Source organism: Providencia burhodogranariea DSM 19968, from assembly GCF_000314855.2.
In the GTDB taxonomy this organism is placed as follows: domain Bacteria; phylum Pseudomonadota; class Gammaproteobacteria; order Enterobacterales; family Enterobacteriaceae; genus Providencia; species Providencia burhodogranariea.
This window is the reverse complement of the sequence record NZ_KB233223.1, coordinates 1-12,791: the sequence shown is the minus strand read 5'-3', so window position 1 is coordinate 12,791 and position 12,791 is coordinate 1. Positions and strand designations below refer to the sequence as shown.

Annotated in this window: 10 protein-coding genes and 2 tRNA genes; 3 read left to right on the top strand and 9 right to left on the bottom strand. The window is 40.8% G+C overall.

Going from position 1 to position 12,791, the window contains the following annotated elements:
* The first annotated feature begins 131 nt into the window (after positions 1 to 131).
* On the top strand, positions 132 to 1,028 hold the full coding sequence (gene ilvY, locus OOA_RS10765; protein ID WP_008912180.1) for an HTH-type transcriptional activator IlvY: 897 nt from the start codon (positions 132 to 134) through the stop codon (positions 1,026 to 1,028).
* Here ilvY and ilvA read toward each other — a convergent pair.
* The 6 genes from ilvA to ilvL form a co-directional block, all read right to left on the bottom strand.
* The gene (ilvA, locus tag OOA_RS10760; RefSeq protein ID WP_008912179.1) at positions 1,020 to 2,594 is read right to left on the bottom strand and encodes a threonine ammonia-lyase, biosynthetic; all 1,575 of its coding nucleotides are present in this window, start codon (positions 2,592 to 2,594) and stop codon (positions 1,020 to 1,022) included. The two genes, ilvY and ilvA, sit on opposite strands and share 9 nt — an antisense overlap.
* A gap of 2 nt (positions 2,595 to 2,596) precedes the next feature.
* Positions 2,597 to 4,447, bottom strand: a complete 1,851-nt coding sequence (ilvD, locus tag OOA_RS10755) for a dihydroxy-acid dehydratase (RefSeq protein ID WP_008912178.1) — start codon at positions 4,445 to 4,447, stop codon at positions 2,597 to 2,599.
* A 65-nt stretch (positions 4,448 to 4,512) separates the two neighbouring features.
* On the bottom strand, positions 4,513 to 5,439 hold the full coding sequence (locus tag OOA_RS10750) for a branched-chain amino acid transaminase (protein ID WP_008912177.1): 927 nt from the start codon (positions 5,437 to 5,439) through the stop codon (positions 4,513 to 4,515).
* 12 nt (positions 5,440 to 5,451) lie between these two features.
* The gene (gene ilvM / locus OOA_RS10745; protein ID WP_008912176.1) at positions 5,452 to 5,721 is read right to left on the bottom strand and encodes an acetolactate synthase 2 small subunit; all 270 of its coding nucleotides are present in this window, start codon (positions 5,719 to 5,721) and stop codon (positions 5,452 to 5,454) included.
* The gene (gene ilvG / locus OOA_RS10740; protein WP_008912175.1) at positions 5,718 to 7,364 is read right to left on the bottom strand and encodes an acetolactate synthase 2 catalytic subunit; all 1,647 of its coding nucleotides are present in this window, start codon (positions 7,362 to 7,364) and stop codon (positions 5,718 to 5,720) included. The genes ilvM and ilvG overlap by 4 nt, the downstream gene beginning before the upstream one ends.
* A 124-nt stretch (positions 7,365 to 7,488) precedes the next feature.
* Complete coding sequence (ilvL, locus tag OOA_RS20070; protein WP_071524234.1) at positions 7,489 to 7,590, bottom strand: ilv operon leader peptide; 102 nt, start codon at positions 7,588 to 7,590, stop codon at positions 7,489 to 7,491.
* Positions 7,591 to 8,069: 479 nt separating this feature from the next.
* Here ilvL and OOA_RS10735 point away from each other — a divergent pair, with 479 nt between their 5' ends.
* Positions 8,070 to 9,599 (top strand): YifB family Mg chelatase-like AAA ATPase, encoded by a 1,530-nt coding sequence (locus OOA_RS10735; protein ID WP_008912174.1) that lies wholly within the window; start codon positions 8,070 to 8,072, stop codon positions 9,597 to 9,599.
* Between the two features lie 81 nt (positions 9,600 to 9,680).
* Here the strand turns inward: OOA_RS10735 and OOA_RS10730 are convergent, their stop codons facing one another.
* A complete protein-coding gene (locus tag OOA_RS10730) occupies positions 9,681 to 10,019 on the bottom strand; it encodes a MaoP family protein (protein ID WP_008912173.1) in 339 nt (112 codons plus the stop codon).
* A 111-nt stretch (positions 10,020 to 10,130) separates the two neighbouring features.
* On the opposite strand from OOA_RS10730, the gene hdfR reads away from it, so the two are divergent.
* On the top strand, positions 10,131 to 10,976 hold the full coding sequence (hdfR, locus tag OOA_RS10725; RefSeq protein WP_040691376.1) for an HTH-type transcriptional regulator HdfR: 846 nt from the start codon (positions 10,131 to 10,133) through the stop codon (positions 10,974 to 10,976).
* 1,596 nt (positions 10,977 to 12,572) lie between these two features.
* Here the strand turns inward: hdfR and OOA_RS10720 are convergent.
* Positions 12,573 to 12,648, bottom strand: a tRNA-Trp gene (locus tag OOA_RS10720).
* An 8-nt stretch (positions 12,649 to 12,656) separates the two neighbouring features.
* A tRNA-Asp gene (locus tag OOA_RS10715) sits at positions 12,657 to 12,733 on the bottom strand.
* Positions 12,734 to 12,791 lie beyond the last annotated feature (58 nt).

Here is a 12,791-nt window from a genome sequence, read left to right as displayed (position 1 = left end):
GTATTGGCCTGCCACTTTTATTGAGTGGTTATGGATTTACTATATGCGATGATCAGCATTGCTTAAATTGATATATTAACAATATAATGTTGCATATTTAGCAACATGTTTTTTAGACGAGAAGAGGCAAAATGGATATCCGTGATTTAAAGCTATTTCTTCATTTAGCAGAGAGCTGCCATTTTGGTCGAACCTCTAAAGCCATGTATGTCAGCCCATCAACCTTATCGCGACAAATACAACGCTTAGAAGAACAGCTAGGTCACCCACTATTTATTCGAGATAACCGTTCTGTAAAATTGACTCAAGCAGGGGAGCATCTGAAGCTATTTGCTCAGCAAACGCTATTACAATACCAACAGCTACAGCATGTACTTAACCAACAAAGCCCATCACTCACCGGTGAATTACGTCTTTTTTGCTCAGTAACAGCAGCATATAGTCATTTACCACAAGTTCTCGATAAGTTTCGTGCACTACATCCACTTGTTGAAATTAAACTGACAACAGGTGATGCCGCTGATGCGGTTGATAAAGTAGAAACCAAAGAAGCAGATCTCGGTATCGCAGGTAAACCAGAACGACTGCCTGATAATGTCAGATTTACCAAGATTGGAGAAATTCCTTTAGTGCTGATAGCGCCAGCACTGCCCTGTGCAGTCAGAACCATGGCCACAGAAGAACAACCAGATTGGTCATCGATTCCCTTTATCTTGCCAGAACATGGGCCATCGAGAAAACGTATTGAGTTATGGTTTCGCCGACATCACATCAATAATCCTATGATTTATGCAACCGTTTCTGGCCATGAGGCGATTGTTTCTATGGTCGCACTTGGCTGTGGTATCGCACTCATTCCCAGCGTTGTTGTTGATAATAGCCCTGAACCCGTGCGGAGTCGCATATTACAACTGGATAATATTTCGTTAGTCGAGCCCTTTGAACTCGGCGTTTGTCTATTGAGCAAACGCCTAAGTGAACCATTAATCAAATCGTTCTGGCAGCTATTACCTGAAAATTCAATCTAATGTTTGTGGAGAACTTTGAGGTGCTAAGAAAAAACGGAATGATGGGTTTCCCGTCTCATCATGATATTCATAACCTAGCGCCTCAAGATGTCTATCAAAACGGACTTCAGGACCTGATAATTCAAATGCCGCCAGCACGCGTCCATAATCTGTTCCATGGCTGCGATAATGGAATAACGTAATATTCCAGTAAGTTCCTAGCGTCTCTAAGAATTTCAGTAATGCACCCGGCGATTCCGGAAACTCAAAGCTATAAAGTCGCTCATCCAATGGTTTTGATGGGCGACCACCAACCATATAACGCACATGCAGCTTGGCCATTTCGTCATCTGAAAGGTCAGCAACCTCATAACCATTGCGCTGTAGCTCTTGGATAATTTCATGGCGCTCACTATCACCGCCATTTAGCCTTACCCCGACAAAAATACAAGCACGGTCAGGATCTGCATCGGTATAACGGTAATTAAACTCAGTGATCGCTCGCTGACCTAATAACTGACAGAACCGTAAAAAGCTGCCTTTTTGTTCAGGAATAGTGACTGCTAGCAAGGCTTCTCTCTGCTCGCCAATTTCGCATCGCTCAGAGACATAACGCAGGCCATGGAAATTCATGTTTGCGCCAGAAAGAATATGGGCTAAGCGTTCACCTTTGATATTGTGCTGCTGGACATATTTCTTTAGACCCGCAAGTGCCAGTGCCCCTGAGGGTTCAGCAATTGCACGGACATCTTCAAAAATATCTTTTAAGGCTGCGCAGATAGCGTCACTGTCTACCGTGATCACATCATCCACATACTGTTGGCACAGACGAAATGTTTCATCACCAATACGTTTTACCGCTACACCTTCAGCAAATAAACCAACACGTGGTAAATCAACAGGGTGCCCAGCAGCAAGTGCTGCTTTAAGACAGGCAGCTTCATCAGCTTCAACACCGATAATTTTAATTTCTGGCATCAACTGCTTAATCAAAACAGCAACACCCGCAATCAGCCCACCACCTCCAACAGGAATAAAAATCCGATCAAGATGTGCATCTTGTTGCAATAGCTCTAATGCAATTGTTGCTTGCCCCGCAATCACGGATGGATGATCAAAAGGTGGGATAAAGGTGCAGTCCTCTTTGGCTGCTATTTCAATGGCTTTCGCTTTAGCTTCATCAAAATTAGCACCATACAAGATAGCTTCGCCGCCAAAATTACGCACAGCGTCGACTTTGATATCTGCTGTAGCAATCGGCATGACAATTTTTGCTTTTACGCCAATACGGTTTGCTGATAAGGCAACACCTTGCGCATGATTCCCCGCAGAAGCGGTCACAACCCCTTTCGCTTTTTGCTCATCCGTTAGACCTGCGATCATGGTATAAGCACCGCGTAATTTGAAGCTGTGAACAGGTTGTCTATCTTCACGTTTGACTAAAATCGTGTTCCCCATTCGAGCAGAAACTTTGCCCATTTCTTGTAATGGGGTCACCTGTGCAACTTCATAAACCGGCGCACTTAGCGCCGCTTTTAGATAGTCGGCACCAGAAGGTGCGGATGGTAGTGGTTTTGCAGCGGCCACAATTAGCCTCCTAACTTCGATTTATCGCGTACAGCGCCTTTATCAGCACTGGTTGCAAGAGAAGCATAGGCACGGAGGGCAAAAGAAACCTCACGCTGACGATTACGTGGAGTGAAGGCTTTATCACCACGAGCAAGTTCAGCATCTCTGCGCGTGTTAAGCTCATTTTCATTCACATCAAGAGCAATAGTTCTCTTTGGAATATTAATATCGATAATATCGCCATCTTGAACTAACGCTAATAAACCACCACTCGCTGCTTCTGGTGAAATATGACCAATCGACAACCCTGAGCTCCCGCCAGAGAAACGCCCATCCGTAATCAATGCGCAGCTTTTACCCAGCCCCATCGATTTGAGATAAGAGGTTGGATATAGCATTTCCTGCATACCTGGGCCACCTTTAGGGCCTTCATAGCGGATAACAACGACATCACCTTCAACAACTTTTCCGCCAAGAATGGATTCAACAGCATCATCTTGGCTCTCAAATACTTTTGCTGGGCCACGGAAAGTCAGACTTTCTTCATCAACACCCGCTGTTTTTACAATGCAACCATCTTCTGCGATATTGCCAGCTAAGATGGCTAATCCACCATCTAAACTATAGGCATGTTCAAGATTACGAATACAGCCATTTTCACGGTCAGTATCGAGCGAAGGCCAACGGCAATTTTGTGAAAATGCCTTTGTGGTACGAATACCGGCAGGTCCTGCTGCGAACATAGACTTAACAGCTTCATCTTTCGTCAACATCACATCATATTGTTCGAGAGTTTCTTGGAAAGTGAGGCCCAAAATATTTTTAACGTTTTCTTGTAATAAACCCGCACGACTTAATTCGCCTAAAATACCAATGACACCACCAGCGCGGTGAACATCTTCCATGTGGTATTTTGGTGTACTCGGTGCGACTTTACATAAATGAGGAACGATACGGGACAGACGGTCGATATCTGCCATAGTAAAATCGATTTCTGCTTCTTGAGCTGCCGCCAACAAATGCAGAACAGTATTAGTTGACCCCCCCATTGCAATATCCAATGTCATGGCATTTTCAAAGGCTGCTTTGTTCGCAATATTACGCGGCAACGCACTTTCATCATCTTTTTCGTAGTAACGTTTTGTGAGTTCAACAATACGCTTACCAGCGTTAAGAAATAACTGCTCACGATCAGCATGAGTTGCCAACAATGACCCATTCCCCGGCTGCGATAAACCCAGAGCCTCAGTTAAGCAGTTCATTGAGTTTGCCGTAAACATCCCTGAACATGAACCACAAGTTGGGCAAGCAGAACGTTCAATTTGATCACTTTCTTCATCACTGACATTAGGGTTAGCGCCTTGGATCATGGCATCAACTAAATCTAATTTAATAATTTGATCTGAAAGTTTAGTTTTGCCCGCTTCCATCGGGCCACCTGAAACAAAAATAACCGGAATGTTCAGACGTAACGACGCCATTAGCATACCTGGGGTGATTTTGTCACAGTTGGAAATACATACCATGGCATCAGCGCAGTGAGCATTGACCATGTATTCTACTGAATCTGCAATTAATTCACGGGAAGGTAAGGAATACAGCATTCCGCCATGCCCCATGGCAATACCATCATCTACCGCAATTGTATTGAACTCTTTAGCGACACCACCTACCGCTTCGATTTGCTCTGCGACGAGTTTACCAAGATCGCGTAAATGAACGTGACCCGGCACAAACTGGGTAAATGAGTTAACAACTGCAATAATGGGCTTTCCAAAATCAGCATCGGTCATACCTGTAGCACGCCATAATGCGCGGGCACCAGCCATGTTACGGCCATGAGTTGTTGTTGCTGAACGGTACTTAGGCATATCTTTACTCCCGTGTTTTAAAACAGGCGGGGAACGACCGCCTGTAAGTCTGTCGCTATTCGTTATTAAGGGTTAACTGAATCCAACCAACCCCATTTATCTTCTGTTGTTCCATCAAACAGTCCAAAGAATGCTTGCTGGATTTTTTTGGTAACCGGTCCACAACGACCGATCCCAACTTCAATTCCATCAACGCTACGTACTGGCGTGATTTCTGCAGCCGTACCCGTCATAAAGACTTCGTCCGCAAGATAAAGTGATTCGCGTGATAACGTTTGTTCACGAACTTCAATACCCATATCTTTTGCTAGGGTCAAAATCGCATCGCGAGTGATCCCCGGTAGAGCTGATGAGGTGAATGGAGGTGTGAATAAGATACCATCTTTAACTTCAAAAATATTTTCGCCTGCGCCTTCAGACAAGTAACCATGCACATCCAATGCAATACCTTCTTGGTAACCGTGACGACGAGCTTCACTCCCAACAAGTAGAGAAGATAGGTAATTACCACCCGCTTTTGCACCCGTTGGGATAGTATTTGGCGCGACACGATTCCAAGAAGAGACCATCGCATCAATACCTTGGTCTAAAGCTTCTTCACCTAGATAAGCACCCCATGGAAATGCAGCCATGATGACATCAGTTTTATAACCATCTGGCGGGTTAACGCCCATACCAACATCACCAACGAAAACTAATGGACGAATATACGCGCTGACTAAATTGTTTTGACGCAGAGTTTCACGACAAGCTTCCATTAACTCTTCTACACTATAGCTGACAGGCATACGGTAGATTTTTGCTGAATCACGCAAACGTTGCATATGCTCACGATGGCGAAATACTACAGGGCCTTTGTGAGAATTATAGCAGCGGACGCCTTCAAACACAGATGTTCCATAATGCAGGGCATGAGACATAACGTGAACCTTTGCATCAGCCCATGGCGTCATTTCACCGTTAAACCAAATATAGTCAGCTTTCTTAGTCATTTTATATATTCCTTACATTGCACTTTGTGTGCGTAATAGTCGTGATTCTTGTTCTTTTATTTCAACTTCTGAAACATCAGACAGCTTTGCTAACTGCGAATAAAGCAGTGCCAATGGGCGCTGGCTATTTACAGTCATTTGAATATTTACATTATCACCGTCGGGCATATGATCCATAGTCATAGAGCTAATTTGGAATCCACGATGGCGAGTTACCCGTAATATACGCTCTAAAACCTCGGGACGGAAACGGGCCAGTATTGCGAGTTGATGTTGCATCATAACGGTTTCTCCATCATTTTTTCATTGCTTGCCCCTGGTGGAACCAAAGGCCAGACGTTTTCTAATTCGTTTATTGATACTTGTAAAATATAAGCGCCTTCGCTATTCAGGAATTCGTCAAGAGCCTCGCCAACTTCAGCTTTTGTTGTTATGCGACGCCCTGGAATATCGAAAGCTGCTGCTAGAGCTACGAAATCGGGGTTATCAGTTAAAATAGTTTCGCTATAACGCTGTTCAAAGAACAGTTCTTGCCACTGGCGAACCATGCCCAACCGTTGATTATCTAGCAGTAAAATCTTAACAGGTAATTTTTTACGCTTAATCGTGCCGAGTTCTTGTACATTCATCATGAAAGAACCATCTCCAGAAACACAAATAACCGTATCTTCAGGGCGAGCGACTTGTGCACCTATTGCTGCTGGGACACCAAATCCCATCGTTCCTAAACCACTTGAGGTGATGAAATTCTCGGGGGCTTCAATGCTTAAATGCTGGGCTGACCACATTTGATGCTGCCCAACATCTGTTGTTACAACAGCGTGAGTATCCATGCGATCAGAAAGTTGTTTTAACAACAAAGGCGCATAAATAGCCTCTCCTGGATGATCATAACGCCAAGCAAACTCACTTTTCAGCTGCTGTACTTCCTGCTGCCATGGTGAAATCGATTTTTTAATCTTCAACTCAGGCAGAAGAACTTTCGCATCCCCCAGCAAAGCAACATGTGTTTGGCGTAATTTATCAAGTTCAGCATGGTCAATATCAAGATGTATCACTTTGGCATTTGGTGCAAAAGTATTTAACTTGCCAGTTACGCGGTCATCAAAACGAGCACCGACGGCAATCAATAAATCACAACGTTGCACTGCAAGGTTTGCGGCTTTAGTACCATGCATTCCTAACATACCAAGATAATTAGGTTCAGATGGAGCTACAGCTCCCAAACCTTTCAGCGTTGCAACAGATGGGATGCCTGTGTAATCAATAAAATCCCTTAATTCAGTAACAGCACCAGACATACCAACGCCGCCACCGATATATAACATCGGCTTTTCTGACTGTATTAATAATTCTTTTGCCTGATTAATCTCATCAAATTGTGTTGGTAAGTCTTGCTCAACAGGCATTAAAAATGGGGTTAGATCCGCCTTCTGTAGCTGAATATCTTTCGGAATATCAATCAGTACAGGCCCTGGACGACCACTATTTGCGATTGCGAAAGCTTCAGCAACAATACGAGGCAAATCTTCAATGGATTCAACTAAAAAACTGTGTTTGGTACAAGCGAGAGACAAACCTAAGACATCTATTTCTTGAAAAGCATCTGTACCGATAAACTCTGAACTAACTTGACCGGTGATAGCAACAACTGGAACTGAATCTAAAAAAGCATCTGCTAAGCCCGTGATTAAATTCGTTGCTCCAGGGCCTGATGTAGCAATACAAACCCCTGTCTTCAAACTTGCGCGAGCATAACCAATCGCCGCAATAACAGCCCCCTGTTCATGTCGGCACAGTAAATGCTTGACACCACCGTCATACAACGCATCATAAACAGGCATAATTGCGCCGCCTGGATACCCAAAAACAGTTTCAACGCCCTGAGTTCGTAATGCTTGAACTAACCAATGTGCCCCATTCATGATTCTCTCCTGTCTATCCAATTAATTTATATTAATTTATTTTTATATATTCTGTGATGTCGTGAAACTTTGCCTAAAAAAAACCCCGCGCCTTTCGGTGCGGGGTTCTCGTGAGATTTGGCTACTAATTCAGCCTTCGTCGTCCAAGTGCAGCCCCGCACGGTGGGATAATAATCACCACCACGCTGATAATAATTAGGCTAATCACTTGAAGTAATGCGTTCATGTATGCAGTCTTTTCACTATTATTCGTTATCTATATTAAAGAGGTATCATTTTAAAATTATTTTGACAACTTTTATTTTTTTTATTTATTAACAAAATATATATTTTATTATAAATCAATTGGTTATATTTTATTCAGAATAATAAACCATTGCGTAACTGTATAGATAGTAAATACAATTAATTATGACCGAATAATTAGCCTTATATTCCAATAATCATAATCGATATTAATGATATTCATTTTAATCACCTTGCTATTTTTCAGTAATTAATGACTGAATTTATATCACGTTTATATTCATGTAAAATTCACAATAGGCTGATTAAAAATGATTTTATGAGAACCTTCGCAAAAAAATGTTAACAACACAATATTACATGGTGTAGCTCTCGATCCACTGAACATACCTAATATGTTCAGTTGTACTGCCTCTTAGTTAAACAGAATATTACTCTGTTGACTCAATAGGAGGAATTATGGCATTGGCGATTGTTTATACAAGAGCATCAATAGGGATGAACGCACCACTCGTCACTGTTGAAGCACATATTAGCAATGGGCTTCCCGGCTTAACATTAGTGGGCTTGCCCGAAACAGCCGTAAAAGAAGCAAGAGATAGAGTACGTAGTGCACTACTGAACAGTGGTTTTGAATACCCAGCAAAAAAGATGACTGTTAATTTAGCACCGGCAGATCTTCCAAAAGAAGGTGGGCGTTATGATCTTGCTATTGCAATAGCAATTTTGGCCTCTTCTGGCCAAATACCCAATAAATTACTTCATGAGTTCGAGTTTCTCGGGGAGCTCGCTTTATCAGGCCAAATTCGCCATGTAAATGGTGCTATTCCTGCTGCACAGGCAGCATTAGCTCAAAAAAGACACCTCATTTTTTCAGCAGAAAATCAACATGAATTAAATCTACTGCCTAATAATAGTGTTAAATTCGCACAATCATTATTAGACCTTTGCCATTTTTTGCATGAAAAAATCACACTATCATGTAACGCTCACCCAGCTCATATACCAGAACCCCCCACCAACTATGACGGCAATATTAGTGATATCATCGGCCAAGAGCAAGGTAAGAGAGCACTCGAGATTTGTGCGAGTGGTGGCCATAACTTATTGCTATTAGGCCCTCCAGGCACTGGTAAAACGATGCTCGCTAGCCGGCTAAAAACACTTTTACCCTCTCTAACGTCACAGGAAGCATTGGAAGTTGCAGCTCTACATAGCTTATGTCATTCAACTAGTCTAGGGTATGATTGGCCCCCTAGGCCATTTAGGTCGCCTCATCATAGTGCATCAATGGCTGCTTTGATTGGTGGTGGCAGCTTACCTAAACCCGGTGAGATATCACTCGCACATAATGGCATTTTATTTCTTGATGAACTCCCCGAATTTAGCCGCTCTGTGTTAGATGCATTACGTGAACCTTTAGAATCAAGACAAGTAATTATTTCACGAGCTAAAGCAAAGGTGTGTTTTCCTGCAAATTTTCAACTCATTGCAGCTTTGAATCCAAGCCCTACTGGAAGTTATAGTGGGAATAATAGCAGAAGTTCTCCTGTCAAAATTCTACATTACCTTTCACGTATTTCAGGCCCCTTCATCGATAGATTTGATCTTTCAATTGAAATCCCTCTATTACCATTAGGAACACTAAGTCATCAGCAACATCAAGGTGAAAATAGTGAACAAATCCGCTCCCGTGTTATTGTTGCTAGAAAAAAACAAATCAAAAGAAACGGTAAGCTAAATAGCCAATTAACAGCTAGAGAAACAACAAAATTGTGCCTGCTCAGTACTAAGGATGCTCTTTTTTTAGAACATGCTTTAAATAAATTAGGATTATCCATTCGTGCATGGCATAGGATATTAAGGGTTGCTCGAACTATTGCAGACCTTCAAGAATCGATGGACATAGAAAGACCGCACCTTCTTGAAGCGTTAGGTTATCGTGCGATGGATAAGTTATTGCTTCATTTGCAAAAACAAGTAAGCTGAGCACTTGGAGAAGTAGATGGTGATTGTGAAATCAGACAATAAATTAAGGGGCCTAAGCCCCTCTTAAATATAGTGATGATATTAATCATCTGTGTCTGTATAGTCTTCTGAAGGATCAATCTGAGGTTTACCGCCAGACAGAGTATGGAAACGTTTCGGACGGTTTATCCGACTAGAATATTTCGTCCATACTTTTTCTTCAGGAGTTACTGGTTCTCTCTCGCCACGGCAAACAGCAACAAACAGTTTTTCTTCGTCTGTTTGTGCGGTACGTTTGCCTGAATCAAGCTCATTAAAAGCTTGGCCATGGCGTTCGAGCAACTGAGCTTCCTTGATGGTGAAATCACCATGACGAGAAAAGCCACGTGGGTAATGTTTATTATCAAAAAAACGATTAGTCGTGATGAAGCTTTCTGCCATCTGACACACTCCTAACTTATTACTGTCAACTCTTTATGGCGCGGAGTATTAGACAGCATTGGCAATCTGTAAAACAAAACATTTAAATCATCACGACAAAAATTATTGGAGATGTATGTGGATACTGAGTTATTGAAAACTTTTTTGGAAGTCAGTAGAACCAGACACTTCGGCCGAGCCGCAGAATCACTATATTTGACACAATCTGCAGTGAGTTTTCGCATAAGACAACTTGAAACTCAACTCGGTACGAACCTATTCACTCGACATCGCAATAACATCAGGTTAACGGCGGCAGGTGAGCGCCTCGTCCCCTATGCTGAATCCTTGATGAATACTTGGCTACAAGCAAAAAAAGAGATTTCACATGCGTCACAGCACACTGAACTTTCGATAGGGGCTACAGCGTCATTGTGGGAAGGCTATCTCACAGACTGGATGCAAGCACTGTATGAGCAGCATGATGAGCTCCGTCTAGAAGCAAGGGTCTCTACTCGTCAATCTCTCGTAAAACAGTTACATTCCCGAGAACTTGACTTATTAATAGCGACAGAGCCACCTAAGATGGATGAGTTTGAAAGTACGATTATTGGGACTATTGAGCTGCAACTTATGGCTTCACAAAAAAATATTGCCTTGACGAATTACAATTATATCAAGTTAGAGTGGAGTGCCGATTTTCAACCAAAAAATGAATCAACATTAACTTCAAATGATTCTCCTATCATGATAACGACATCAGCTCATATTGCCCGCCAATTACTCTCTGTATCGCTTTCAGCTGCATTTTTACCATCTCATTGGAACATACAATACCCTGGGCTAAAAACACTCTCAGAGGCAGCGATTACAAAATCACTTTATGCTGTTTGGTTGCAAAAAAATGATCAACAGGCATTGATTAATCAACTAATCAAAACACCTGTAAAAAATGCCCAGTTCTGTAGTACATCTTAATAATACTCTAGTCTTTTTATTCTAAACGCCTGACTCGCTTTATCGGGCGCTCTATCCCACCCAATTATATATATACCCAAAACAATTCAAATCGTTAGATCAGTAACAACTGATGCTATTCTCATGGAAAAAGATCTAAAATAACGGTGAAGATCTTCTTGTTTGTCATTAAGAAACTCACATAAACAATGAGGCATTTTCGAATATCGTTACGATCAATATTCACTTTCTGTTAAACATATTATTAACAGTCAAAAATATGCTTCCATGTTGATCTAATGGAAGAATATTTGATATGATTCAAGTTGGTGACCCACAGTAAATTCAGCTTTTTTAACCATCTAATTCGTATATTTAATCTCTATTCATGGAAATTTTACCGGTAATTAACCACCCTCACATGAAAATAAGATGTAAACACGCGTATAGCCATCATTCCTCATACTTTGCAATTCTGATACTTGCAAACGTAGAACTTAATCTACCTAACGATACTCGATATATACAATCCACTTTATCTAGAATGAGGCAGTTATCATTAGATTTTTTGTATCACAGTTTTCACACATTAAATGAATAAAAATGATTTAATCAAAATCAAATAGTTAGCATCTTAAAACTGGCTGAGCGGTGTAGATATTTACCGTAAAAATGGGAGAGAAGATAAATTGATAATTGAAGTATGATGGTATGGGGGGTATGGAGGTAAATAAGATTAAAAGCATTTAAACAGCAAGATCCGAATTCAAGAACTATTTATAGGAGTCCGCCTCAGAAGCCATGCTATAACGTTGTTTATCCGTCATAAATACCTATAAATGTACATTACTATCGCATACAGCATTTTATCGAAGGTTGGTGAGAAAAAGACCTGCTTGTAATTAACTCAATTCAAGGTATTTTAATCAAACCACTAACGATATTTTAGCGATATTGTTATCGAATAATGCATAAAACCTATTCCTTTCATTAAACGCGCACTTATCATATAGCTTAGCGAACAGTGCTAAGTCTTAAAAATGATAATAAAGAATATTATCTAAATCTAAGAAAAAATCTTTATCGGTTACTTAAATGCCTAACATTCAATGATACTGAATAATATAGGATGCTTTATGTTGCCGTTATTATTTCAAAATAATCGATTTTATTGATGAAAAATACGAATTTTTCTCATCATTAAAGTTAAAATTTTACGTTCTACGGAAGAAAGTATTAAAAAATCAGCCTTGATGACCTACATAAATTCAACTCAATAATATATTTCTATTAATACCAGTCATCTTACTAAATTCCATTGATAATAATAAAATCAAACGATATAGAATTTTTAACGGCTTACTTATTTAAGCTATAAAAAAGTATAAAGAATATTATATGGTTTTATTTGAAAATCACTAGAATTGGAATTATGAAAGGATAAAATTAAAAATTCTAATCAAGTATATCTAAATTCATTAGAAAGTGGACAATTCGTTTATTTGAAATAAGAGAAATATAGAAAGGACTTTTTGAGAAAAATCAATAAAGAAAAACCCGATTAAAGTAACCGGGTTATCAATGAGATACTTCTTTTATTTTTACTTAATTGGTAACTGGCAGGGGCGGAGAGACTCGAACTCCCAACACCCGGTTTTGGAGACCGGTGCTCTACCAATTGAACTACGCCCCTAAATTAAGTGGCGGAACGGACGGGACTCGAACCCGCGACCCCCTGCGTGACAGGCAGGTATTCTAACCAACTGAACTACCGCTCCACAATTCTTTCGCCTTTCGGCTACTCATTGCTTTATTTAGCAACAAGTTTTAATTTAA

Bases quoted from the DNA above. Each gene is read 5' to 3' on its own strand.
- OOA_RS10730 (WP_008912173.1), bottom strand. From the start codon at position 10,019: ATGGCAGAAAGCTTCATCACGACTAATCGTTTTTTTGATAATAAACAT.
- ilvD (WP_008912178.1), bottom strand. From the start codon at position 4,447: ATGCCTAAGTACCGTTCAGCAACAACAACTCATGGCCGTAACATGGCT.
- ilvL (WP_071524234.1), bottom strand. From the start codon at position 7,590: ATGAACGCATTACTTCAAGTGATTAGCCTAATTATTATCAGCGTGGTG.
- ilvY (WP_008912180.1), top strand. From the start codon at position 132: ATGGATATCCGTGATTTAAAGCTATTTCTTCATTTAGCAGAGAGCTGC.
- hdfR (WP_040691376.1), top strand. From the start codon at position 10,131: ATGTATGTGGATACTGAGTTATTGAAAACTTTTTTGGAAGTCAGTAGA.
- OOA_RS10750 (WP_008912177.1), bottom strand. From the start codon at position 5,439: ATGACTAAGAAAGCTGACTATATTTGGTTTAACGGTGAAATGACGCCA.
- ilvM (WP_008912176.1), bottom strand. From the start codon at position 5,721: ATGATGCAACATCAACTCGCAATACTGGCCCGTTTCCGTCCCGAGGTT.
- OOA_RS10735 (WP_008912174.1), top strand. From the start codon at position 8,070: ATGGCATTGGCGATTGTTTATACAAGAGCATCAATAGGGATGAACGCA.
- ilvG (WP_008912175.1), bottom strand. From the start codon at position 7,364: ATGAATGGGGCACATTGGTTAGTTCAAGCATTACGAACTCAGGGCGTT.